The 22641-nt window shown below is 71.3% G+C and carries 22 protein-coding genes; 13 read left to right on the top strand and 9 right to left on the bottom strand.

Annotated elements, in window-relative coordinates; genetic code table 11:
• Positions 1 to 27 precede the first annotated feature (27 nt).
• On the top strand, positions 28 to 414 hold the full coding sequence (locus JX005_RS00600; protein WP_214465426.1) for a nuclear transport factor 2 family protein: 387 nt from the start codon (positions 28 to 30) through the stop codon (positions 412 to 414).
• Here JX005_RS00600 and proC read toward each other — a convergent pair.
• Positions 411 to 1253 carry a pyrroline-5-carboxylate reductase gene (gene proC / locus JX005_RS00595; protein WP_214465424.1) on the bottom strand — a complete coding sequence of 281 codons (843 nt, stop codon included), beginning with the start codon at positions 1251 to 1253 and terminating at the stop codon, positions 411 to 413. The two genes, JX005_RS00600 and proC, sit on opposite strands and share 4 nt — an antisense overlap.
• An 83-nt stretch (positions 1254 to 1336) precedes the next feature.
• Here proC and JX005_RS00590 point away from each other — a divergent pair, with 83 nt between their 5' ends.
• From JX005_RS00590 to JX005_RS00570, 5 genes are all read left to right on the top strand, one after another.
• Positions 1337 to 1762, top strand: a complete 426-nt coding sequence (locus JX005_RS00590) for an ArsR/SmtB family transcription factor (protein WP_214465423.1) — start codon at positions 1337 to 1339, stop codon at positions 1760 to 1762.
• A gap of 1 nt (position 1763) precedes the next feature.
• A complete protein-coding gene (locus tag JX005_RS00585) occupies positions 1764 to 2435 on the top strand; it encodes an SRPBCC family protein (protein WP_214465422.1) in 672 nt (223 codons plus the stop codon).
• Between the two features lie 95 nt (positions 2436 to 2530).
• Positions 2531 to 3643, top strand: a complete 1113-nt coding sequence (locus JX005_RS00580; protein ID WP_214465421.1) for an alpha/beta hydrolase — start codon at positions 2531 to 2533, stop codon at positions 3641 to 3643.
• Between the two features lie 51 nt (positions 3644 to 3694).
• Positions 3695 to 4660 carry a cation diffusion facilitator family transporter gene (locus JX005_RS00575; RefSeq protein ID WP_214465420.1) on the top strand — a complete coding sequence of 322 codons (966 nt, stop codon included), beginning with the start codon at positions 3695 to 3697 and terminating at the stop codon, positions 4658 to 4660.
• Between the two features lie 4 nt (positions 4661 to 4664).
• Complete coding sequence (locus tag JX005_RS00570; protein ID WP_214465419.1) at positions 4665 to 5594, top strand: LLM class F420-dependent oxidoreductase; 930 nt, start codon at positions 4665 to 4667, stop codon at positions 5592 to 5594.
• 1 nt (position 5595) lies between these two features.
• Here the strand turns inward: JX005_RS00570 and JX005_RS00565 are convergent, their stop codons facing one another.
• On the bottom strand, positions 5596 to 6330 hold the full coding sequence (locus JX005_RS00565; protein WP_214465418.1) for a DUF2306 domain-containing protein: 735 nt from the start codon (positions 6328 to 6330) through the stop codon (positions 5596 to 5598).
• A gap of 151 nt (positions 6331 to 6481) precedes the next feature.
• Between JX005_RS00565 and JX005_RS00560 the strand changes: the two genes are divergently transcribed.
• Positions 6482 to 7459 carry an alpha/beta hydrolase family protein gene (locus JX005_RS00560; protein ID WP_214465416.1) on the top strand — a complete coding sequence of 326 codons (978 nt, stop codon included), beginning with the start codon at positions 6482 to 6484 and terminating at the stop codon, positions 7457 to 7459.
• A 20-nt stretch (positions 7460 to 7479) separates the two neighbouring features.
• Here the strand turns inward: JX005_RS00560 and JX005_RS00555 are convergent, their stop codons facing one another.
• The gene (locus JX005_RS00555) at positions 7480 to 7911 is read right to left on the bottom strand and encodes a nucleoside deaminase (RefSeq protein WP_214466033.1); all 432 of its coding nucleotides are present in this window, start codon (positions 7909 to 7911) and stop codon (positions 7480 to 7482) included.
• Positions 7912 to 8018: 107 nt separating this feature from the next.
• Here JX005_RS00555 and upp point away from each other — a divergent pair, with 107 nt between their 5' ends.
• Positions 8019 to 8651: a uracil phosphoribosyltransferase gene (gene upp / locus JX005_RS00550; RefSeq protein ID WP_214465414.1), complete on the top strand. Its 633-nt coding sequence runs from the start codon at positions 8019 to 8021 to the stop codon at positions 8649 to 8651.
• Between the two features lie 26 nt (positions 8652 to 8677).
• Here upp and JX005_RS00545 read toward each other — a convergent pair whose 3' ends face one another.
• The 4 genes from JX005_RS00545 to JX005_RS00530 all read right to left on the bottom strand — a co-directional run bounded on the left by JX005_RS00545 (position 8678) and on the right by JX005_RS00530 (position 14565).
• A complete protein-coding gene (locus tag JX005_RS00545; RefSeq protein ID WP_214465412.1) occupies positions 8678 to 9952 on the bottom strand; it encodes a type III PLP-dependent enzyme in 1275 nt (424 codons plus the stop codon).
• Positions 9949 to 10479, bottom strand: coding sequence for a hypothetical protein (locus JX005_RS00540; protein ID WP_214465410.1), 531 nt, complete (start codon positions 10477 to 10479; stop codon positions 9949 to 9951). The genes JX005_RS00545 and JX005_RS00540 overlap by 4 nt, the downstream gene beginning before the upstream one ends.
• Positions 10480 to 10659: 180 nt before the next feature.
• Complete coding sequence (locus JX005_RS00535; RefSeq protein WP_214465408.1) at positions 10660 to 10980, bottom strand: DUF3467 domain-containing protein; 321 nt, start codon at positions 10978 to 10980, stop codon at positions 10660 to 10662.
• Positions 10981 to 11022: 42 nt separating this feature from the next.
• Entirely contained in the window at positions 11023 to 14565 is a 3543-nt protein-coding gene (locus JX005_RS00530) for a TM0106 family RecB-like putative nuclease (protein WP_214465406.1), read from the bottom strand.
• 325 nt (positions 14566 to 14890) lie between these two features.
• On the opposite strand from JX005_RS00530, the gene JX005_RS00525 reads away from it, so the two are divergent.
• Positions 14891 to 16957 (top strand): NAD(+) synthase, encoded by a 2067-nt coding sequence (locus JX005_RS00525; RefSeq protein WP_214465404.1) that lies wholly within the window; start codon positions 14891 to 14893, stop codon positions 16955 to 16957.
• Between the two features lie 42 nt (positions 16958 to 16999).
• On the opposite strand, the gene JX005_RS00520 is transcribed toward JX005_RS00525, so the two are convergent.
• A complete protein-coding gene (locus JX005_RS00520) occupies positions 17000 to 17578 on the bottom strand; it encodes a hypothetical protein (protein ID WP_214465398.1) in 579 nt (192 codons plus the stop codon).
• A gap of 162 nt (positions 17579 to 17740) precedes the next feature.
• Here JX005_RS00520 and JX005_RS00515 point away from each other — a divergent pair, with 162 nt between their 5' ends.
• The 3 genes from JX005_RS00515 (at position 17741) to JX005_RS00505 (ending at position 21317) form a co-directional block, all read left to right on the top strand.
• Entirely contained in the window at positions 17741 to 19204 is a 1464-nt protein-coding gene (locus JX005_RS00515) for a phytoene desaturase family protein (protein ID WP_214465396.1), read from the top strand.
• A 4-nt stretch (positions 19205 to 19208) separates the two neighbouring features.
• Positions 19209 to 20690: a lipase maturation factor family protein gene (locus JX005_RS00510; RefSeq protein WP_214465394.1), complete on the top strand. Its 1482-nt coding sequence runs from the start codon at positions 19209 to 19211 to the stop codon at positions 20688 to 20690.
• Positions 20691 to 20759: 69 nt separating this feature from the next.
• Positions 20760 to 21317 (top strand): phosphorylase family protein, encoded by a 558-nt coding sequence (locus tag JX005_RS00505; protein WP_214465393.1) that lies wholly within the window; start codon positions 20760 to 20762, stop codon positions 21315 to 21317.
• Positions 21318 to 21320: 3 nt separating this feature from the next.
• On the opposite strand, the gene JX005_RS00500 is transcribed toward JX005_RS00505, so the two are convergent.
• The gene (locus JX005_RS00500) at positions 21321 to 21497 is read right to left on the bottom strand and encodes a hypothetical protein (protein ID WP_214465390.1); all 177 of its coding nucleotides are present in this window, start codon (positions 21495 to 21497) and stop codon (positions 21321 to 21323) included.
• Positions 21498 to 21575: 78 nt separating this feature from the next.
• On the opposite strand from JX005_RS00500, the gene JX005_RS00495 reads away from it, so the two are divergent.
• Positions 21576 to 22613, top strand: coding sequence for a hypothetical protein (locus tag JX005_RS00495; RefSeq protein ID WP_214465389.1), 1038 nt, complete (start codon positions 21576 to 21578; stop codon positions 22611 to 22613).
• The last annotated feature ends 28 nt before the right edge of the window (positions 22614 to 22641 follow it).

The following is a 22641-nucleotide window of genomic DNA, read 5'->3' as shown; positions in this document are numbered from 1 at the left end:
GTCGCAGCCCGGGACGAGACTCGGGTGATGATCGAAAGAGCTGAAGCGGATGCCGCGGCCCGCCGCTGGATCGACCGCTACGTACGCGCGTGGAACAGCAACGACGAGGTCGACATCCGCGCACTGTTCACACCGGGCGCACGGTACGCCTACGAGCCGTGGCGACGACCCATCGAGGGCGCCGACGCGATCGTCGCCTCCTGGCTGGAACGGCGCGACGAACCCGGCACCTTCACCTTCGAGGGTGACGTCGCAGGGGTCGACGGGCGCACGTTCTTCTACAGCGGCGTGACGCGCTACGACCCCGGCACCGTCTACAGCAACCTGTGGATGGTCGAGCTCGCCGACGACCTCGAGCGGGCGGAGTCGTTCACGGAGTGGTGGATGGACCAGGCCGAGAAGAGCGGGGACTAAGCGCCGGCGGCGAGTTCCTTCGCGCGCTCGAGCGCGGCGTCGGTCGCGCGGGCGAAGACGTCATCGAGCCGGGCGTCCTGCAGCACCGCAACCGCGCGCTCGGTCGTGCCCTTCGGGCTGGTCACGCGGCGACGCAGCTCAGCAGGGTCGTCGCCGGATGCCTCGAGCAGCGCCGCGGCGCCGATGAATGTCTGCTCGGCCATGAGCCGGGCGTCCGGCTCGGAGAACCCCTTGCCGATCGCTGCCTTCGTGAACTCCTCGACGACGAGGAAGAAGTACGCCGGACCGGAGCCGGAGATGGTCGAGAGCGCATCGATCTGCGACTCCACCACCTCGATCACGGTGCCCACGGTCTCGAACAGCCGGCGCACGACCGCCACGGCGGCGCCGTCGGCGTGCGTGCCGGCGGCCAGCCCCGTCACGCCGCGGCCCACGAGCGACGGGGTGTTGGGCATCGAGCGCAGCACCGCGATGTCGTCGCCCAGGAGCGACTCGAACGTCGCTACGGTGACGCCGGCCGCGAGGCTCACCACGATCGTCCCCGGGCGCAGCGCCGGCGCGATCTCGCGCACCAGGTCGGGCACCATGGCCGGCTTGACCCCGACGAGCACGATGTCGGCGGCAGCTGCGGCATCCGTGTTCCCGGTCGGCTGAGACTCCAGGGCGATGCTCGTCACCCCGGCGAGGCCCTCGAGCTCGGCGGCCTTCGCGGCGCTGCGGTTGGTGGCGGTGACCCCGCCCGCCGCGAGACCGGAGCGGACGAGGCCGTGCAGGATCGCACCGCCCATCGAGCCGGCGCCGAGGATCGCGATCGGGGGAAGGGCAGGGGTGTCGGTCATGGCGCCATCCTACGAGCGCGCGGGCGCGGCATCCGATCTTCTTCAGTCTTGACTTATATAAGTCACGATGCAATCATCACCCTATGCACGCACTCGATGTCCTCGGCGATCCGGTTCGCCGGCGCCTGCTCGAACTGCTGGCGGACGGAGAGCGAAGCGCGGGCGACCTGGGTGAGATCGTGCAGGGCGAATTCGGGATCTCGCAGCCCGCCGTCTCGCAGCACCTCCGCGTGCTGCGGGAGTCGGGCTTCGCCATCGTGCGACCCGAGGGCACACGGCGGCTGTACGCGATCGACCCTGCGCCGCTCGAGGCCGCAGACGGCTGGTTCGATCCGTTCCGGCGGATGTGGCAGCCCAAGCTCGACGCCCTCGGCACCGAGCTCGCGCGCGGAAGGCGGGCACGCCGGCTGGAGGCCGACGCGCCGACCGCCGACCCCGAAGAACCGGCAGCAGACGCCGGCACCAACGACAACGGCAGCACCGACACCGAAAACGACAAGGAGACCTGACATGGACGTCAACGCCCAGATCGAGGCGGTCGACCGCACTCTGCGCACCACCGAGCTGGACGGTGAGCAGGCGCGGGTCCAGTCGCTCGCGCAGACCTACCCCTCGCCGCTCGACGACGTGTGGGATGCCGTGACCACCGGCGAGCGCATTGCGCGATGGTTCGCTCCGGTGGAGGGCGACCTGCGCCTCGGCGGCCGCTACCAGGTGGTCGGCAACGCGGGCGGCGAGGTGCTCGCCTGCACTCCCCCGCACGATGATTCGGCTTCCTACCGGGTGACGTGGGAGTACGGCGGTGCCGTCTCCTGGCTGGAGATCAGCCTGACGCGGGTCGACGCCCAGAGCACGCGACTCGAGCTCACGCACACCGCGCAGACCGAGGGGCTGCCGCCGGGATTCTGGGAGATGTACGGCCCGGGCGCCACCGGCGTGGGCTGGGACATGGGACTCCTCGGCCTCGCACTGCACCTCACCTCCGGCGAGCGCATCGCACCGGAGGATGCCGAGGCCTGGCAGGTGAGCGACGAGGGCAAGCGATTCTCGCGCGCCGCGGCCGACGGCTGGGCGAAGGCGCAGATCGCGGATGGAGCGGATCCGGATGCCGCGACCGCCGCCGCGACGAACACCTACCTCTTCTACACCGGGCAGACGGCCGAGGAGGCGCAGGACGAGTGACCAACCTGAGAGTCCATTCACCCTCACGCTCGGCAGGTCTATAGTCGAGACAGCGGGGGCGAGGCGTCCCCGGCGCGACAGCGGAGGACCCGATCATGACCCTCTTCGATGGCATCACGCAGCGCGTCATCGAGACGCCGCGGCTGAACGTCAGCATCCTGGAGCGTGCGGGCGACAGCGACGCGACACCCGCCGATCGCACGGTCGTCCTCATCCACGGCAACGTCTCGTCGTCGCTGTTCTGGCAGGAGCTCATGCAGGACCTGCCCTCCGATCTGCGCGTGATCGCGATCGATCTCCGAGGGTATGGCGGGAGCGAGCACGCGCCGATCGACGCGACGCGCGGCCTCCGCGACTTCAGCGATGACGTGCACGCGACGCTCGAGGCACTCGGCATCCGCCGAGCGCACCTGGTCGGGTGGTCCATGGGCGGCGGCGTCGTGATGCAGTACGCGCTCGACCACGGTGCGCTGAGCCTCACCCTGGAGTCTCCGGTCTCGCCCTACGGCTTCGGGGCCACCCGTCGTGACGGCTCGCGGCTCTCCGACGATGACGCGGGCTGCGGCGGCGGCGGTGCGAACCCCGACTTCGTCCAGCGGCTGATCGATCACGACGAGTCCGACGAGGCTGCCACGTCGCCGCGCAACGTGTTCCGCTCGAGCTACGTCGCTCCCGGGTTCGTCACCGAGCACGAAGACGTCTGGGTCGCCTCGATGCTCACGACCTCGACGGCGACCGGGAACTATCCCGGCGACAGCACGCCGAGCGAGCACTGGCCCGGCTTCGCCCCCGGCACCATCGGCGTGCTCAACACCATGGCGCCGAAGCACTTCGACGTGTCCGGCATCGCCGACCTCGCCGACAAGCCGCCGGTGCTGTGGGTGCACGGCCTCCTCGACCCGATCGTCTCGGACGCGTCGCTGTACGACTTCAACAACCTCGGCAAGCTCGGCATCGTGCCGGGATGGCCCGGCGACGAGGTCGCCCCGCCGCAGGAGATGGTGTCGCAGATGCGCGACGTCCTGGCGCGGTACTCGGCCGGCGGTGGCGACGTCACCGAGATCGCCCTCGAGGACGTCGGCCACACGCCGCACCTCGAGCGGCCCGCCGAGTTCCGGCACGCGCTTCTCACCGTCATCGGATACGTCGGACCATCGGCCCACCCGGCGCCGCCGACCGAGGCGATCATCATCCGCTCCGCCGACTGATCCGATCGCGATCGCGCTGACCAGCGGCCGCGGCATCCGTAGACTCGTCGCATGAGTGCTTCCGGCGGCGGCAAAGCGATCATCGCGGCGTTCCTGGCGAACATGGGCATCGCCCTGGCGAAATTCATCGCATGGTTCATCTCGGGTTCGGCCTCGATGCTCGCCGAGGCGATCCACTCGGTCGCCGACTCGGGCAATCAGCTGCTCCTGCTGCTCGGCGGACGGCGCGCCAAGCGCGCAGCCGACCGCGACCACCCGTTCGGGTACGGCCGCGAGCGCTACGTCTACGCCTTCGTCGTCTCGATCATCCTGTTCTCGGTCGGCGGCCTGTTCTCGATCTACGAGGGCATCGAGAAGCTCACGCATCCACATGAAGTCACGAACTACTGGGTGCCGATCGTGGTGCTCGTGGTCGCCATCGTGCTGGAGTCGTTCTCGCTTCGCACCGCGGTCAAGGAGAGCAACCACATCCGCGGACGCCGCCAGTCATGGGTGTCGTTCGTGCGGCATTCGAAGGCCCCCGAGCTTCCCGTGGTCCTGCTCGAAGACGTCGGGGCCCTCATCGGTCTGATCTTCGCCCTGTTCGGCGTGGGGATGACCGCCGTCACGCACAACCCGCTCTTCGACGCCCTCGGCACGCTCATGATCGGCACGCTCCTCATCGTCATCGCGATCGTCCTCGGCATCGAGACCAAGAGCCTCCTCGTCGGCGAGGGTGCGACGGTCGCCGACCACGACCGCATCGTGAGCGCGATCACGGACGGCCCCGAGATCGAGAAGCTCATCCACATCAAGACGCTCTACCTCGGCCCCGACGAGCTCCTGGTCGCGGCCAAGCTCGGGTTCTCGTCCGACAAGCCGCTCGCGGCGGTGGCCGCCGACATCGATCGCATCGAGACACGCGTGCGCGAGGCCGTGCCGACCGCGCGCGTGATCTACTTCGAGCCCGACATCTACCGCCCGGGCGACGACCCCGCGCCGCCGACGTCCGACTTCGTCATCCGCTCGGCCGACTGACGCGATGGAGTACTGCCTCTTCACGGAGCCTCAGCAGGGCGCCACGTACGACGATCAGCTGGCGTTCGCCCGCACCGGCGAGCGACTCGGCTTCGACGGGTTCTTCCGCTCCGACCACTACCTGCACATGGGCGACGGCGACCCGCTTCCAGGCCCGACCGACGCCTGGACCACCCTGGCAGGGCTCGCCCGCGAGACATCCCGCATCCGGCTGGGAACCCTCGTGTCGTCGGTCACCTACCGCCAGCCCGGCATCCTCGCCATCCAGGTCGCGCAGGTCGACGCGATGTCGGGCGGCCGCGTCGAGCTCGGGCTCGGAACGGGCTGGTTCGAGCGGGAGCACCGGGCCTACGGCATCCCGTTCCCCGCGAAGCGATTCGACGTGCTCGAAGAGCAGCTCCACGTCATCACCGGCCTGTGGGGCACCCCCGCCGAGGAGCGATTCTCCTTCTCAGGCTCTCACTACGAGTTGACGGATGCTCCGCCCCTGCCCCGTCCGGTGCAGGAGCGCATCCCGGTGATCGTGGGCGGAGCCGGTCCTCGTCGCACGCCCGAGCTCGCCGCGCGCTTCGCCACGGAGTTCAACATCGGTTTCCGGCCCGAGCACGAGATCGCGGAGCGGTTCGCCGGCGTGCGCGCCGCCTGCGAGCGCGTCGGTCGCGACCCGAGATCGCTCAAGCTGTCGGTTGCCCTGCCGACGCTGGCCGCGGCATCCGCTCCGGAACTCGACCGGAGGGCGGCGAACATCGGGCGCACCGTCGACGAACTTCGCGGCGACACGAACATCGTCGGCTCGCGCGACGAGATCGTCGCGAAGGTGGAGCGGCTCGCCGCGCTCGGGGCCGACCGCGTCTATCTACAGCTGATGGACCTGCAGGACGTCGAGCAGGTCGAGTATCTCGGACAGGACGTGCTGCCGCACCTGCCGCGGTAGGTCAGCGCCGCGTGATCGGCAGCCGGTACGAGGGCAGTCCCCGACGCCGCACCATCCACTCGGCCACCACGAGATTCGGCAGCCAGCACAGGAACGGCACCGCCGCGTACGCGTTCGCGAACGCAGGATCGAACTCCCAGGGCTGACCGAGCAGCAGCGGTGCGAGCAGCAGCAGCGGCAGCCAGAGTCGCAGGGTCACCCCGGCGTACGTGAGGCTGTAGTTGCGGATCATCCACGCCTGGTGACTCGGCACGTCCCGACGCCGGATCGCCCGGTAGGCGCGCCAGCCCGTGATCAGCCACAGCACGGCGAGCGCACCGAATCCGAAGAATCCGACGTACCCCGCCGGGCTCGAGGGGGCGATCACGAGCCCCGCGACACCGCCGACCGCGACCCCGGCGAGGTACACGCGGCCCGTCAAGCGGTGCACTCGCGGCGCGCGCTCGCGCAGGCCGCGCCAGAACTGCAGCGCGCCGAGGACGAGCGCGGTCGCGCCGCCGACGATGTGCACGTAGAAGGCGGCCTGCACGAACATCGGCGCCTCGGCGTACGTCGGGGCGAGTCCGACCTCGTCGCCGGCGAGCTCCCGCAGCGACGCGGTGAAGTACGGCACGGCGGAGAACGCCACGACCGCCAGCGCGGTGAGCAGCACGAAGGCCCATCCCACGCGGCGGCTCGCGGGCGAGACCGGCGTGGCGACGGGGGCGGTCCTGACGGGTTCGATGAGGCGGGTCACGCCTGTCACGGTAGGGACGCGGCGCCCCCGCGGGCAGGGGGCAGACCCCCGGATGACCCGTGCGTGAACCCCCGGATTCCCGCAACCACTGGTGCCTGTCGCCGTCCGCTCGACAGGAGTAGCCTGCGGTCATCGATTGCGGGGTGGCACCATGCCCGACCGGATCCATGCGCGGCCGCTCCACGTCGCGATCATGACGCTCCTCACCGCGACGCTGTGCGGCTGCGCCGCCGCCTCACCGTCGCCCACGCCGGTCGACGTGTCGCTCCCCCAGGCCCCGTCGACGCTGCGATCGATCATCGAGGCGGAGGCGGAGCATCCGGTCTTCGAACTCGTGCAGGAGACGACGGACTTCGACGGCGACCACGCCGACGTCGTGTCGTACGTGAGCGGCGGCCTGGAGGTGCGAGCGGTGATCCGCCGGCCGCCGTCGGGCGCCGCGGACAGCCCCGCCATCGTCTTCGTGCACGGAGCCGTCGACCCCGACCAGTATTCGGGGCTGACGGAGTACGACGACGTGATCGATCATCTCGTGGCAAGCGGGTACACAGTGGTGGCACCCGACCTGCGCAATCACGGCGAGTCGGACGACGACCCCGCGTGGGAGACGGACATGGACGTCGGATCGACCCTCGATGTCGTCAACGCGGCCCTCGCGACCGCCGCCGATCCGCTCGTGGACGCCGACCGGGTCGCCCTCGTCGGGCACTCCCTCGGCGGTGCCGTGGCCGTCAAGGCGGCCGTGGTCGCACCGGACTCCGCCCGGGCCGTGGCCGCTCTGGCCCCCTCGCACGTCGAACCGTGGGAGGACGTGAAACACTACATGGCCGGCACCCCGCTCTACGACGCGATCGTGGGTGCGCACGGCGATCCCGACGAGTCCCCGGAGTTCTGGAGCGATGTCTCGGCCCTCACCTTCGTCGACCGCATGACGGCACCGCTCCTCGTCGTCCACGGCACGCACGACGACATTGTGCCGATCGGCTGGTCGCGGTTCCTCAACGCGCAGTGGACCGAGGCCGGCAGGGACGTGACGCTCGTGGAACTCGACGAGGTGGATCACAGCATGGGGGACGTCGCCGCGGTGACCAGCCTCATCACCGACTTCCTCGCCGAGACGATGCCCTGAGGACCCATCCGGCGCAGGGGTCAGCGCCGCGCGTCGAAGAAGGCGCGCAGGAGAGCGGATGCCTCGCCCTCACGCACCCCGGCGACCACCTCCGCGCGATAGGGCAGCCGGCGGTCGCGCACCACGTCGTACATCGATCCGGCGGCGCCCGCCTTCTCGTCCCAGGCGCCGAACACCAGCCTCGACACGCGCGACTGGAGCACGGCTCCCGCGCACATGACGCAGGGCTCCAGGGTCACGACCAGCGTGCAGCCCTCGAGGTTCCACGAGCCGAGGGAGGCGGCGGCCGCGCGCAGCGCGACCACCTCCGCGTGCGCCGTGGGGTCGTGCTCGACCTCGCGGAGGTTGCGGCCTTCGCCGATGGCCCGGCCTGCGGCATCCGTCACCACCGCCCCCACCGGCACGTCGCCGGCTTCACCCGCGGCGACGGCAAGCGCGAGCGCCCGGTCCATGGCGGCGAGGTCGGCGGGGTCGAAGGTCACAGCACGAGCGTAGGGCCGACGGCGTCGTGCGCGAACTCGCCGCGGGTGCGCGGCCCGCCACGCACTACCCTGGGCGTATGCGCCTGCACGTCGCCGACCACCCCCTCATCACCCACAAGCTCACGGTGCTGCGCGACCAGCGCACTCCGTCGCCGGTCTTCCGCCAGCTGACGGAGGAGCTCGTGACGCTCCTCGCCTACGAGGCGACCCGCAGCGTGCGGGTGTCGCCGCTCGAGATCCAGACCCCGGTCACGACGACCACGGGCGTGAAGATCAGCGAGCCCCGGCCGCTCGTCGTGCCGATCCTCCGCGCCGGGCTCGGCATGCTCGAGGGCATGGTGAAGCTCATCCCGACCGCCGAGGTGGGCTTCCTCGGGATGGTGCGCAACGAGGAGACGCTCGAGCCCTCGACCTACGCCGAGCGGCTGCCCGACGACCTCAGCGACCGGCAGTGCTTCGTGCTCGACCCGATGCTCGCCACCGGCGGCTCTCTGGGCGCGGCGATCGAGTTCCTTTTCGCCCGCGGCGCGCAGGACGTCACCGCGATCTGCCTGCTCGGCGCCCCCGAGGGCGTCAAGGCCATCGAGAAGCAGGTCGACGGCCGCGACGTGACCCTCGTGCTCGGCGCGATGGATGAGCGGCTGAACGAGAAGGGCTATATCGTGCCCGGTCTCGGCGACGCCGGAGACCGGCTGTACGGAACCGTCTGACGCAGGGCCGTCGGCCCCCGTGACCGTCACACGATGCTCACGGTGCGGCGATCGGATGCTGCGACGGCGGTCACCTCGCCGGTGGTGAGCCCCCGGCCCATCACCGCGATGGGGGTGAGCGCCCGGCCGTTGAACCGCGTCGCCGTGACGGCGGTGTACGCGCCCATCGCCGGACTCACCAGCAGGTCGCCGACGGCGAGCTCGGGCAGCAGCACCTCGCGGGCGATCACGTCGGAGGAGTCGCAGGTCGGTCCGCCGAGTGTCGCCCACCGGTGGCTCGCTGCATTGGACGGACCGTCACGCAGCTCCTCCTCGGCGAACACGAGCGGGTGGACGTCTTCCGCGACCACGTTCGAGTACGACCCGTAGACCCCGTCGTCCAGGTAGTACCAGCGTCCGTCGCCGCGCTCGGCGACACCGACCACGCTCGTGACGAGCGTCATCGCCTCGGCGACCATCACGCGTCCGGGTTCGGCGATGATGTCGAGTCGGCCGGCGTGCGGCTCGAGGATCGGCCGCAGACGGGTCGCGACCTCTTCGACGGTCGCGCTGGGCGTGTCGTACGCCACCGGGAATCCCCCACCGATGTCGAGAGTGTCGAAGCGGACCCGGAGCCGGCGCTCGAGGTCGTCCATCAGAGCGAGCGTCTCACTGACGGCGTCGGCGAACCGGGCGGGATCGTCGAGCTGACTGCCGACGTGGAAGCTGAATCCGGCGATGCGCAAGCCGCGTCGCTTCGCCTGCTCGACCAGCCGCGCGGCCTCGAACGGGCCCACGCCGAACTTGCTCGACAGGTCGCTCTTCGCGTGCGGGCTGCGGTACGCGAGCCGAACGAGCAGGCTCACGTCAGCCGGCGCGTCGGAGAACTTCGCGAGCTCGACCTCGTTGTCGACGACGAACGTGCGGACGCCCGCGGCGAGAGCGGCGACGATCTCGGAAGGCTTCTTGACGGGGTGCGTGTGGATGATGCGCGCCGCAGCGATGCCGCGGCGCGTGAGCAGGTCGAGCTCCTCGCCGGTCGCGATGTCGAACCCGCTGCCGACGTCGTCGAGCGCGCCGATGACCGCGTCGTGTGCGAGGGCCTTGACCGCGTAGTGGAAGCGCACGAAGGGCAGGGCGTCCCGCAGCCGCCGGTACTGCCGCCGGACCCGCTCCGGGTCGAGCAGCAGCAGCGGTGTGCCGTGCAGGGCGAGCGCCGCCCGCGCGGCGTCGGTGGCGAGGAGCGCGGATGCCTCCGCCCGACGCCTCTCGATGAGAGTGCGCGCCGCGCGCCGCTCGGGGCGGGTCTCGGTGTCGATCATGAGGCCGGCTCCTCGGCACGGGAGCCGTCGCGCAGGCCCGTGCGAGCGGTGAGCGTGAATGCCCCGGCGGCGATCGCGTAGAAGACGACGTCGGCGACCACCTTGCCGGCGAGGAGGCCCCACAGCGGATCGGCGAACAGCCAGACTCCCGCCAGCAGCAGTGCGGGCCGGACGAGCAGGGTGTCGAGAACTTCGGCGATCCCGAACTCGGCGAGCAGCAGCATCACCGTGCGGGCGAGGGCCAGCCGGCGGGTGCGCGAGATCGGGGATTGCTCCACGTAGATGGTGACGGCCAGGACGAGGTAGAAGCCGAGGGTCTCGCCGACGAGGGCGGCCAGGGCGATGACGGCCGCGTTGTCGGTCCAGATCGTGACGCCGAGGCCCGCCAGGAGCATGGCGGCGGTGCCGACGATCTCGGCCGGCAGGTAGCGCCTGATCCAGAAGACGATCCCCCGACGGCGCGCGGCGGGAGCAGCATCCGCAGTCGTCTGCTGTGCTGCAGTCGCGGCGTGGGCGATCGTGGCCATGTCGCACCCCCTCACCCGTGAGAGAGGGTGGCGCGGAGTGCGTGATACCCGAAAGAAAGTGCGGCATCCGCCCCTCGCCGAACGAATGCCGCACCCGCGCCTAAGCGACGCTAGGTCAGCGTACGCGGGGGAAGGGGACGCCGAGATGGGGTTGACATGCTCGCGCCGGTTGTCTAGGGATCAGCTGTCGAGGAGGGGGTCCTGCGGATTGCGCCTGCCGGTCTCCTGCTCCCAGAACTCCAGCTGCTGCGTCAGGGCCTTCGCGAGCTCGAAGACCTGCTCCGGAGGGATGCGGATCCGGCTCACCACGCGCGCGGGCACGATCGTGTGCCGCTCGCCCGTCTCGGCGTCGACCTGCTCGCGCGGGGGCTGCGCGAGGGTGAGGAAATCCATCACGAACACGGTGGGCGTGTGCCAGACGTTGGCGAAGTCGGCGTAGGCCCCGCCGATGTGCTCCGGCGGAAGGTCGATCTCGAACTGCCGGGGCGCTTCCTCGGCCATGCGCACCTCCTGGGTCGCTGTGTGCGCGAGTCTACGCGCGGCTCAGCCGCGGCCGACCAGCCGGGCGAATCCGCTGAGACGCGCGACCCCCTCGGGCGTATAGGGCAGATCGTCGAGCAGCGCCGGCGAGTGCACCAGGTATGCCGTGTGCTTGGCGCGGGAGATCGCGACGTTGAGCCGGTTGCGCAGCAGCAGGAACTCGAGCCCGCGCGGCGCGTCGCGCCCCGAGGACGCGGCGAGCGACACGATGGCAACGGCGGCCTCCTGCCCTTGGAAGCGGTCGACGGTGCCCACCGGGATGGCGGCGTATCCGGCGGCGGCCAGCGCCTCCTCGACCGCGACCTGCTGCGCGTTGTAGGGCGTCACCACGATGATGTCGCTCTGCTCCAGCGGCCGGGCCGGCAGCGGCGTGGTCGTTCCGTCGTCGTCCACGCGGATGTCGGTCCACGCTCGGCCGATCAGGCCGCGCACGATCTCGACGACCACGGCCGCCTCCTCGGGCGACTGCGTCGCGTTCCCCCGGTGTCGGACCGGAAGGGGACGCAGGCCGGGCTCGATGCCATCGAGGGTGCGCAGCGCGGTGGAGGGGTGCGCAGCGAGCTCGCCGCGATACGACAGCCGCGACACCGGCGAGGCCACCGCGGGGTGCATCCGCCATGTGCGCGCCAGGAAGTAGCCGTACTCGGGCAGGACGACGTCGGCGCCGTCCATCACCCAGCCCAGCGCCGACGTGTCGACGGGTTCGGGGTGCGTGCCCTGGCTCACCTGGGGAAGCTGCTGCGGGTCTCCGAGCAGCAGAAGGCGCGGCGACGCGAGCGACACCGCGATGGTCGAGGCGAGCGAGAACTGCCCGGCCTCGTCGATCACCAGGAGGTCGAGACTGCCGCGCGGGATGCGGCCCTGATGGCTGAAGTCCCACGCCGTGCCGCCGACCACGAAGCCGGACTCTGCGCGCTCGGCGGTGAACTCCGCGATGCCGTTCTTGCGCAGCGGGGTGAAGCAGTACTCCTCGCGCTCCGTCTTGGGCGCCTTGCCGACGAGGTCTTTCGGGACGCCCGCCGAGACGATCCGCTCGAGCATGTTCTCGACGACGGCGTGCGACTGCGCGACCACTCCGACCTTGAACCCGCGCTCGCGCACGAGCCGGGCGATGACGTGCGAGCCGACGTAGGTCTTGCCCGTTCCGGGGGGTCCTTGCACCGCGAGGTAGCTGTGGTCGAGATCGGCGACCGCCCGCACGATCGCGTCGACGTCGTCACCGGCCGAGGCGGGGAGACCGCCGGTGAGGGTGCGCGGTGGACGGCGGGCGAGGATGTCGGTCGCCGGGTCGCCGGGAAGCGACGGGGCCGCCTCGATCACGGCGTCGGCCCAGGCGTCGATCGCCGACTGCTGATTGCCGGCGGAGGGCGGGGCCATCGGCGTGAGTGCGATGGGCAGCCGGGACCAGGTGACGCCGTCGACCGCCGTCTCCTCGACGAGGGCGCCGTCGTCGAGCACCTCGAGCACCGTCACCGACCGGTACGAGTGGATCCACCGCGGGGAGCCCTCGAAGGGGTAGGGGGCGGGCAGCTCGTAGAGCGCGAACGGCTGACCGCCCTCGCTCAGCCGGGTGCCGGGCGCCAGCTCGCCGCGGAGCTCGACCGTGCGGCGCTCACCGCCGCGACCGCTCTCGGCGAAGTGCCAGTCCTCGACCACCCGCGAGCGGGCGGGATCGATCACGGCGACGTCGCGGGTCTCCTCCCACAGCGAGACGGGCTCGCGCAGGCGCAGGAAGTGGGTCGCCCAGAACGTCTTCGACTCTCGCGGGTAGTAGTCGATCGCCGCGGCCCCGAGCCGCAGCGCCTGCGCGTCGGCGGAGTCGACCGGATGCTCGAGCGCGAGCCGATCGAGCGCGGTCGCGCGGGGCGACGGCTCGTACGCCCGTTCGTCGGGCTCGCCGTTCGGCGAGGGCCGGAGCCCGGCCTCGCGCGCACGGTCGACGAGCCAGTCGCGGAGCCGGCGCGTCGACACGCAGTCGTAGCGGTTGTAGTCGGCGAGGTCGTCGAGGATCTGCTGCGCGGCCGGCTCGTCGCCGTCGGCGGCGAGCGCGCGCGCCTCGACGTACCGGACGATCGAGTCGTCGCCCTTCTGCACGTCGCTGGTGCGCACCTCGTCGCCCATGTAGAGCGGCTCGAGCTTCTTGATCGAGTACGAGCGCGAACCCACCCTCAGAGCGCGGCGGACGATCGGATAGAGGTCGACGAAGATGCCGTCGCGCAGCAGCCGGTCGACATCGGCCTCGCGAACGCCGTGGCGCGCGGCCATCGCGAGCAGGTGCGAGGGCTCGTACGGCGCGTAGTGGTAGATGTGCATGCCGGGATGCTGCAGTCGCCTCAGGTTGACGATGTCGAGGAAGGTCTCGAGCGCGCGCTTCTCATCGGCGAACGTGTGAGCCCACAGCGCGCTGTACTGCTCGCGCTCGTCGACCCACCCGAACAGGTAGTCGATGCCCCACTGGGTGAGCTCGCCCTCGCGGCCCGGCTGCGGCGCCTCGGTGTGCAGCGGATCGCCCTCGAAGTCGAAGAACAGATCGCCGTGATCGGGGCGCGGCAGGGCGCCGAGAGCGGTCGGCGCGACGACCTCGAACGTCGGCAGGGGCGGCGCGGCGGAGTGGTCCGACGGCGCAGCGACGAGCGGGGGCGTCCCGGCGGGACTGTCGAGCTGCAGCCGCGCCTGGGTGCGCAGCATCCCGAATGTGTCAGGGTTCATCCCGACCGGACCCCGCGAGGCCATCGCGAGCTCTTCGATGGTGCGCACGCCCGCCGAGCGCAGTCGCTGCCGCTGGACGGGGCGCATGCCGGCGACGAGGAGGAGGTCGCGGGATGCCACGACCTCGGCGTCGCACGTCGCGCACCGGCCGCACGCGACGACGTCGAGCTCGCCCCGCGGGTCGCCCCACGCGATCGCCTCGCCGGCCCCGCCGAGATCGAGCCGCCGGTCGGCGATGAGGGCTGCAAGGCGCTCGCGACGCAGGCGGAAGACCGGAAGGAGGTCGTCGACCTCGTGCTCGCTGACGCTGCCGTCGCCGAGCAGCAGCTCGACGCGATCGGACCGGGCAACGCCGAGCCGGTCGAGCTGGTCGACGTACGCCGCGAGCTGCATGAGCGCCGTCACCCGGGCGTGCCGCGCGAGCTTGGTGTCCTGCACGACCCACCGGCCGTCGGCGTCGCGCACGAGGAAGTCGGCGAACCCCACGAAGTCGGACGTCGCGAACGCCGCCTGGTAGACGACGTCGGCGTCGGACGCCAGCGCCGCATCGGTCAGGGCGACCACCTCAGAGAGGGCCGCGGCGTCGGAGGAACGTGCCTCCGGGATCTCGACGACCCCGTCGCCGAAGCGCTCGACGTACTCGGCGAGCACGCGACGCTCGTGCACCGTGCCCAGGCGCCCGGCGCGCACCAGGGTGAGGTCTTCGGGCTCTTCGACCGCCGCCACACGCCCCAGCCGGGCGTCGATCGCACGCAGCCACGAGAACTCGCACTCGGCCGCGGCCTTGAGGTCGCTCGCGCTCCAGACGATCCGGCCCTCGTCTTCGATGTATCGCATTCCTGCCCTTCTCCTCCACGACCCTAGCCGCGGCATCCGACAGCCCTTCCCCGCCCCACCCACCCCCCGTTGAGAGTCCAGGACACGCCGCGCCCGGACCCGGCCGGGCGGCGTGTCCTGGACGCTCAACGGTGGGGCAACGCGTTTCGTCTCGCTTCGCTCGCTCAACGACTCGGGGCCTCGCTCGCTCGACGACCCGGCGCCTCGCTCGCTCGACGACCGATGGTTCCGGTCGTTGAGCGCGGGCGCGGAGCGACCGAGACGAAACGCGTCGCCGGAGCGCAAGCCCTCGCCCGGATCGGGGCCGCCCTGCCAGACTGAGGGGATGAGCCTCCCCTTCGAGAGCGCCTACCGGCACGGGTTCGCGCGCATCGCGGCCTGCACCATCCCGATCACGATCGCCGACCCGGCAGCCAACGCCGGTGCGGTGCTCGCCACCGCGCGCGAGTGCGACGCCGAGGCGGTCGCCGTCGCCCTGTTCCCGGAGCTGTGCCTCACCGGCTACTCCATCGAAGACCTGGTGATGCAGGATGCCGTGCTCGACGCCGTCGAAGCCGCGATCGAGCGGCTGGTCGAGGCATCCGCTGATCTCTTCCCGGTGCTCGTCGTCGGCGCGCCGCTGCGCCACCGCAACCGCCTCTACAACTGCGCGGTCGTGATGCACCGCGGCGAGCTGCTCGGCGTCGCGCCCAAGTCGTACCTGCCCACCTACCGCGAGTTCTACGAGCGGCGCTGGTATGCCGCCGGCGACGACCAGCTGGGCGACGACATCCGCGTCGGCGAGCTCGAGGCGCCGTTCGGGCCCGATCTGCTCTTCGAGGCGCTCGACGTGCCGGGCCTCGTCGTCCACGCCGAGGTGTGCGAGGACGTGTGGGTCCCGATCCCGCCGTCCGCCGGCGCAGCGCTGGCCGGGGCGACCGTGCTGCTCAATCTCAGCGGCAGCCCGATCACCATCGCGCGCGCCGAGGACCGCAAGGATCTCTGCCAGTCGCAGTCGCTGCGCTGCCTCGCCGCGTACGCATATGCCGCCGCCGGCATGGGCGAGTCCACGAACGATGTGTCGTGGGACGGCCAGACGATGATCTACGAGGGCGGCAACCTCCTGGACGAGACGGAGCGCTTCCCCGACGGACCGCGCCGCTCGGTCGCCGACGTCGACCTCGACCGCCTGCGGCAGGACCGCCTGCGCCAGGGCACGTTCGACGACAACCGCCGCACCTACGACCCGCAGTTCCGCGTCGTGCACTTCCTGCTCGAGCCGCCCGCCGCCGACATCGGCCTGCGCCGCGCGCTCGACCGCTTCCCCTTCGTGCCCGACGACCCGGGGCGCCTGGCCCAGGACTGCTACGAGGCCTTCAACATCCAGGTGTCCGGACTCGTGCAGCGCATGCAGTCGATCGGCGGCCCGAAGCCCGTCATCGGCGTGAGCGGCGGTCTCGACTCGACGCACGCGCTGCTCGTCGTCGCGCGCGCGATGGACCGCATGGGCCGGCCGCGCAGCGACATCCTCGCGTACACGATGCCGGGCTTCGCGACGAGCGACCACACCAAGTCCAACGCCATCGCCCTGGCCGAGTCGGTCGGCGCCTCGATCGAGACGATCGACATCCGGCCCCTCGCGACCGAGATGCTCGAGCGCCTCGACCACCCGTTCGCCGACGGCGAGCCGGTGCACGACATCACTTTCGAGAACGTGCAGGCGGGCCTGCGCACCGACTACCTGTTCCGCCTCGCGAACCACCACGGCGGCATGGTGATCGGCACGTCCGACCTGTCCGAACTCGCCCTGGGCTGGGCGACGTACGGCGTCGGCGACCACATGAGCCACTACGCCGTGAACGCGGGCGTGCCCAAGACCCTCATCCAGCACGTGATCCGCTGGGTGATCTCCCACGAGGGCGAAGGCTCGACGGATCTGTCGGCCGACGCCAAGCGCGTGCTGCAGTCGGTGCTCGACACCGAGATCAGCCCCGAGCTCGTGCCCGCCGGGCAGGACGGCAAGATGCAGTCCACCGAGGACCGCATCGGACCCTACGCGCTGCACGACTTCGCCCTGTACCACGTGCTCCGCTTCGGCTTCCGCCCGTCGAAGATCGCGTACCTCGCCGCGAACGCGTGGGGCGACAAGGATGCCGGAGCCTGGCCTCCCGGCTTCCCCGCCGACGACCGCTTCGCGTATGACCTGCCGACGGTCGCCACCTGGCTGCAGGTCTTCCTGCGGCGCTACTTCGCCTTCGCGCAGTTCAAGCGCTCGGCGATCCCCAACGGACCGAAGGTGTCGCCGGCGGGCTCGCTCTCACCGCGCGGCGACTGGCGCGCGCCCTCCGACGGCAACGCGAACGCGTGGATCGCCGAGCTCAAGGCCGCTCTCCCCGAGCTCGTGGAGGAGTGAGCGGATGCCGCGGCCGCGGCATCCGTCGCCCGTATCGTCCGCTCAGACCGGCGCCGCGCCGTACGCGAGCGTGATGATCCAGCTGTCGCGCGACAGGTCGGCGAGCCGGTAGTAGACGCGGCGGTCGGGGATCCAGCCCTTGGTGCGCGGGCTGTCCAGCCGCACGTGATCGGCCGCCACCCGCGCGCCGCGGCCGTCGGCGTCGCGCACCGCCTGCACGCGCGTCCAGTGCTGCAGGAGCTGGTCGACGTCGCTCGCATCGTAGAGGTGCGAGTGCCGCTTCATCTCGCGCAGCGTCGGCTCATCGGGGTGCGCGTCGCGCAGGTCGAGACCCAGCGGGATCGCGGGGTCGGCGACGGCGACCACCGTGGCCGCGCGGAAGTTGGCGTTGCGGATGCCCAGCGGCACCTCCTGCCCCTGCACCTCTGCGGTGAGCTGGGTATGGAAGCCGAACGTGGCCGGGGCCTCGCGCTCGATGCGCACGTCCTTCGGGTCGACGCCGAGCTGCGACGCGACGATCTCCCGCGCGAGCGCGCGCTTGCGGTCATGCTCGGACAGCTTGGGGTCCCACCCGAGCCGGGCCGTGATCCCCGCCGGAGTGTCCAGAAGCACCGATTCCATGGTCCACCTCTTCCCGCGGGCGCTCCGCTCTCTCATCATGTCGCGGGTTCCCGGAACGAGGAAGGCGCCGCGCGAGGGATGCCGCGGCCCGGCGCTACGCCCGGTCCGCGGCATCCGCAACCCCCGTGCACCACAGGTCGGGGGCGGTGCCAGGATGGTGCCATGGCCAGACGCGCGACCGTGGTCGGCAGCGGACCGAACGGGCTGTCGGCCGCCGTCGCGCTCGCCCGCGCGGGCTACGAGGTGCAGGTGCTCGAGGCGTCGGCCACCGTGGGCGGAGGTGTGCGCAGCGCCGAGCTGACCCTTCCCGGGTTCGTGCACGACGTGTGCTCGGCGGTGCACCCCGCCGCCCTGTCGTCGCCGTTCTTCCGCGCGTTCGGACTCGGCGAGCGCATCGAGTGGATCCGTCCCGACGCGTCGTACGCCCAGCCGCTCGACGGCGGGCGCGCCGCGATCGCGTGGCGTGACATCGAGCGCACGGCCGAGGGACTCGGCCGCGACGGCCGGATGTGGCTCGCGGCGCTCCGCCCGCTGAGTTCGCACCTCGACGCCGTGGTCGACTTCACCGGATCGCAGCTGCTGCGTTGGCCGCGGCATCCGATCACCACCGTCCGCTACGGACTGCGAGCCCTTCAGCTCGGCTCACGCCTCGGCCGCGGAACATTCTCGACCGAGGAGGCGAACGCGCTCCTGGCGGGGGTGCTCGCCCACTCGAACTCGCGGCTCCCGAGCGTCGGGGCGTCGGCATCGGGGCTGTTCCTCGCCGCGCATGCGCACGCGACCGACGGATGGGCCTTTCCTCGCGGCGGCGCGCAGCGCATCGCCGATGTGCTCGCCGACGACCTCCGCGAGCACGGCGGCACGATCGAGACCGACCAGCACGTCACGACCCTCGACGGCCTCGACTGGGGCGACCCCGCGGCGGGCGACCTGCTGCTCCTCGACACCAGCCCGCGCCTCGCGCTCACGCACCCCGACATCCCGGCGCGGTACGCGAGTGCGATCAGCCGGTACCGCTACGGCGCGGCGGCGGCCAAGGTCGATTTCGCGCTCGACGGACCCGTGCCCTGGGCGCATCCCGACGTCGCGCAGGCGCCGACCGTCCACCTCGGCGGGACCCGGGCCGAGGTGGAGGCGAGCGAGAACGCCGTCGCCCTCGGCGTGGTCACCGACCGGCCGTACGTGCTCACCGTGCAGCCGACGGTCCTCGATCCGAGCCGGGCACCCGCAGGCAAGCACGTGCTGTGGACGTACATCCACGTGCCGGCGGACTCGACGCTCGACGCGACCGACCTCGTCACGCGTCAGGTGGAGCGGTTCGCCCCCGGCTTCCGCGACCGCATCGTCGCGACGAGCGCCATGACCGCGGCCGAGAGGTCCGCATACAACCCGGCAGACATCGGCGGCGACATCCTCGGCGGAGCCTTCACCTTCGCGCAGGCCGTGCGCCGGCCGACCGTCTCGCCGACGCCCTGGCGCACGCCGATGCGGGGCGTCTACCTCGCATCGGCGGCCTCGCCTCCCGGCCCCGGCGTGACCGGCATGCCGGGGTGGTATGCGGCCCGGCAGGCGCTGCGCGACACCCAGGGCGTCCGCCTGGCGCCCGAGGATCTGTTCCGGACGTGACGGCATGGACGGCTTCGCAGCGGTCGACTTCGGGTTCGCGCGGGAGGTGCTCCAGCGGGGCATCGCCGCGCTGTACGTCGTCGCGTTCGTCTCGACGCTGAACCAGTTCCGTCCGCTGCTCGGCGAGCACGGGCTGCTGCCGGCGAACGAGCTGCTGGCCTGGGCGAGGTCGTCGGCGCGCGGGCGGCGCCTCCTGCATCCCACCCTGTTCCGGCATGTGGCGTACTCCGACCGCCGGCTGGTGGCCCTGTGCTGGGCGGGCATCGTGGTGGCGGCTGCGGTGGTGTGCGGCATCCCGCAGCTGTTCACTCCGTGGGCTCCGATGGCGTGCTTCCTGGCGCTGTGGCTGGGGTACATGTCGATCGTCAGCGTCGGCCAGACGTTCTACGGCTTCGGCTGGGAGATGCTGCTGCTCGAGGCCGGCTTCCTCGCCGCGTTCCTGGGGTCGGCAGCAGACCCGCCGCCCACCGTGGTGATCGTGCTCTTCTGGTGGCTCGTGTTCCGGCTCGAGTTCGGGGCCGGGATGATCAAGATCCGCGGCGGCCGCGAGTGGCGCGACCTGACCGCCCTCACGTACCACCACGAGACCCAGCCGATGCCCGGGCCCCTCAGCCGGCAGGCGCACCTCCTCCCCCGCTGGTTCCACAAGGCGGAGGTGATCGGCAACCACTTCGCCCAGCTCGTCGTGCCCTGGTTCCTGTTCGCGCCGATCCTCGGGCTGTGGGTGCCCGGACCAGGTCCAGCGATCGTGGGGGCGGTCGCCGGCGCGATCGTCATCGCGACCCAGCTGTGGCTCGTACTGACCGGCAACTTCGCCTGGCTCAACTGGATGACGATCGTCCTGGGCTTCTCTGCCATCGGGCTGCCGTCCGCAGACGGGTCGCCTCCTCGGCAGGACCCGCCGTGGACCGTCGACGGTCTGCCGCTCCCCTGGCTCATCGTCACGTGCGCCGTCGGAGCGCTCTTCGCGGTGCTGAGCTGGTGGCCGCTGCGGAACCTCTTCGCGCACCGGCAGCTCATGAACGCGAGCTTCAACCGGTGGCAGCTCGCGAACGCCTACGGCGCCTTCGGCACGGTCACCAAGCAGCGCATCGAGATCGTCATCGAGGGGACGAGCGACGACGACCCGGATGCCGCGACCTGGCGCGAGTACTCGTTCAAGGGCAAGCCGGGCGACGTGCGGCGCGTGCCGCGGCAGTTCGCTCCGTACCACCTGCGGCTCGACTGGCTCATGTGGTTCCTGCCACTCGGCCGCTCGCTCGACGACTGGTTCACGGTGCTCCTGATCCGATTCCTCGAAGCGGATGCCGCGACCCTGCGCCTGCTCGCCGACGATCCGTTCCGCGGCGAACGGCCGGTGTGGGTGCGCGCCGTCGCCTATCACTACCGCTTCACCACCCATGCGGAGTTCCGCGTCACCCGCGCGCGCTGGCATCGGGAGCTGCGCGGAATCGTGCTCGGTCCGATGGCGCTGCGCCCGGGGTGAGTCATCCGAGCGCTGCCGGTTCCGCGCGCGACGGGCGGATGTTCAGGCGCGGGCGACGACAATGGAGGGGTGAAGCTCCTCGTCGCGGCCCTCGAGGCCGAACTCGTCGCGTTCCCCCTCGATCTCCCCGGCTTCGACCGGCTCGTGACCGGTCCGGGCAAGCTGCAGGCCGCCTACGCGCTGACCCGCGCCCTCGACGCCCGCTCGTACGACGAGATCGTCGTGGTCGGGACCGCCGGCGCCATCGATGCCCGCCTCGACGCGGCCGTCTACGAGATCGACGCGGCGATCCAGCACGACGTCACCGACATCGACGGCATCGTGGGCCAGCACGTGTCGCTGCCCACCCGGGTGGAGCTCGGCCGCGAGGGCGTGACCATCGCGACCGGCGACCACTTCGTGGACGACGCCGAGGCGGTGTCGGTCATCCGTCCGCTGGGCGCCGGCCTGGTCGACATGGAGACGTACGCCTACGCGTGGGTGGCCGAGCAGTTCGGCGTGCCGATCCGGGTGCTCAAGGCGGTCTCCGACCGCGCGCAGGACGACGCGATCACCGACTGGCGTGCCACCGTGACGGCCTGCAGCCACCAGCTGCGCGACACGATCCGCGACGAATACGGCGTCTGACCGTCACTCCCTGCGCGAGAACATCCCGCGCAGCACGAAGAAGACGACGACCGCGACGACCGCGACGATGACGAGCTTCCCGATGAACCACAGCAGTGAGAACAGCACATCGACCAGCACCCAGGCGATGACGATCGCGGCGATCACTCCGAGTACGGTCCAGACGGTGCTCTTGTTCACCCTGACAGCCTAGATAGTCTGGAGGGCCCGCGGGGTTCGTCCTGGCTTCCGCGCGTCCGCTTCCGCAGCAAGGAAATCATGAGCGACCCCACGCCTCCGCCGTCCGACGGCTCGACTCCGCCGGTCCCCGACACCACCCCCGAGGGCACGACGCCTGCGCCGCCGGCCGACGCACCGCCGAGCGACGCGCAGCCTACCGAGGCTTACGCGCCGGCTGACGCACAGTCCACCGAGGCTTACCCGCCCGCCGACGAGTACCCGACCGCCGCGTACCCCGACGACCAGCCGACGGCTGCGTACCCGCCGGCCTACGGGCAGCCCGCCCAGCCGGGGTACGGGCAGCCGGCACAGCCCGGATACGGGCAGCCGAGCGACCCCGCCGCGTACGGCCAGCCGGCCTACGGCCAGCCCGCGTACGCGACCGCCGTCGCCGCACCTGCAGATCTCTCCGGCCGTCCCCGCACGCTCGGCTGGGTCTCCCTCGGTCTCGCGATCGGCGGTGCCGTACTCGTGGGCGCGGCCTACCTTCCGCTGGCGTGGGTCTCGCTGGTCCTCGCGCTGCTGGGCGGACTCCTCCTGCTCGTCGCGCTCGTCCTCGGCATCATCACGCTCGCCAGCAAGAAGCAGGGCGGCAAGGGGCTCGGGATCGGCGCGATCGCGGTTTCGGTCCTTGGCGGCATCGCCTGGATCGGCGCCGTGACGCTCGCCTTCCTCTGGATCGGCCTGGCGGCCGTCGGGTCGAACTCCGGCGACGCGCTCGATCCGGCGCCGAGCGTCTCGGAGTCGGCGCCGGCCGAAGAGGGCGCCGAAGAGGGCTCGGAGGGCGAGGCATCCGGCACCTACGACGAAGCCGCGTACCTCGCGGCGGTCCGGCCGGAGATCGTCGCGATCATGCAGGAGATCGACCCCAGCATCAGCGAGGAGATCACGGCCCAGTTCTACACCGACGAGATGCTGGTGTCCGTCGGGCAGAGCGTCCTGGTGATGGGCGACGCGGGCGTCGAGGCCGCGATCACCGGGATCGTGCAGGGCAGCGATGGAATGTTCGATGAGGAGCAGGCGACGCGCTTCATCACGACCATCCACGAGGCCGCGAAGCAGCACCTCGTCGAGTAATCGACGAAACGAGGAGGGCGGGCCGGTT

Source organism: Microbacterium flavescens, from assembly GCF_018588945.1.
GTDB lineage: Bacteria > Actinomycetota > Actinomycetes > Actinomycetales > Microbacteriaceae > Microbacterium > Microbacterium flavescens.
The sequence above is the reverse complement of the archived record's forward strand: the minus strand, read 5'-3'. Positions and strand labels throughout refer to the sequence as shown.

Excerpts from the sequence above, each read along its gene's own strand:
- JX005_RS00600 (WP_214465426.1), top strand. The coding sequence starts at position 28 with ATGATCGAAAGAGCTGAAGCGGATGCCGCGGCCCGCCGCTGGATCGAC.
- proC (WP_214465424.1), bottom strand. The coding sequence starts at position 1,253 with ATGACCGACACCCCTGCCCTTCCCCCGATCGCGATCCTCGGCGCCGGC.
- JX005_RS00590 (WP_214465423.1), top strand. The coding sequence starts at position 1,337 with ATGCACGCACTCGATGTCCTCGGCGATCCGGTTCGCCGGCGCCTGCTC.
- JX005_RS00585 (WP_214465422.1), top strand. The coding sequence starts at position 1,764 with ATGGACGTCAACGCCCAGATCGAGGCGGTCGACCGCACTCTGCGCACC.
- JX005_RS00580 (WP_214465421.1), top strand. The coding sequence starts at position 2,531 with ATGACCCTCTTCGATGGCATCACGCAGCGCGTCATCGAGACGCCGCGG.
- JX005_RS00575 (WP_214465420.1), top strand. The coding sequence starts at position 3,695 with ATGAGTGCTTCCGGCGGCGGCAAAGCGATCATCGCGGCGTTCCTGGCG.
- JX005_RS00570 (WP_214465419.1), top strand. The coding sequence starts at position 4,665 with ATGGAGTACTGCCTCTTCACGGAGCCTCAGCAGGGCGCCACGTACGAC.
- JX005_RS00560 (WP_214465416.1), top strand. The coding sequence starts at position 6,482 with ATGCCCGACCGGATCCATGCGCGGCCGCTCCACGTCGCGATCATGACG.
- JX005_RS00555 (WP_214466033.1), bottom strand. The coding sequence starts at position 7,911 with ATGGACCGGGCGCTCGCGCTTGCCGTCGCCGCGGGTGAAGCCGGCGAC.
- upp (WP_214465414.1), top strand. The coding sequence starts at position 8,019 with ATGCGCCTGCACGTCGCCGACCACCCCCTCATCACCCACAAGCTCACG.
- JX005_RS00545 (WP_214465412.1), bottom strand. The coding sequence starts at position 9,952 with ATGATCGACACCGAGACCCGCCCCGAGCGGCGCGCGGCGCGCACTCTC.
- JX005_RS00540 (WP_214465410.1), bottom strand. The coding sequence starts at position 10,479 with ATGGCCACGATCGCCCACGCCGCGACTGCAGCACAGCAGACGACTGCG.
- JX005_RS00535 (WP_214465408.1), bottom strand. The coding sequence starts at position 10,980 with ATGGCCGAGGAAGCGCCCCGGCAGTTCGAGATCGACCTTCCGCCGGAG.
- JX005_RS00530 (WP_214465406.1), bottom strand. The coding sequence starts at position 14,565 with ATGCGATACATCGAAGACGAGGGCCGGATCGTCTGGAGCGCGAGCGAC.
- JX005_RS00525 (WP_214465404.1), top strand. The coding sequence starts at position 14,891 with ATGAGCCTCCCCTTCGAGAGCGCCTACCGGCACGGGTTCGCGCGCATC.
- JX005_RS00520 (WP_214465398.1), bottom strand. The coding sequence starts at position 17,578 with ATGGAATCGGTGCTTCTGGACACTCCGGCGGGGATCACGGCCCGGCTC.
- JX005_RS00515 (WP_214465396.1), top strand. The coding sequence starts at position 17,741 with ATGGCCAGACGCGCGACCGTGGTCGGCAGCGGACCGAACGGGCTGTCG.
- JX005_RS00510 (WP_214465394.1), top strand. The coding sequence starts at position 19,209 with ATGGACGGCTTCGCAGCGGTCGACTTCGGGTTCGCGCGGGAGGTGCTC.
- JX005_RS00495 (WP_214465389.1), top strand. The coding sequence starts at position 21,576 with ATGAGCGACCCCACGCCTCCGCCGTCCGACGGCTCGACTCCGCCGGTC.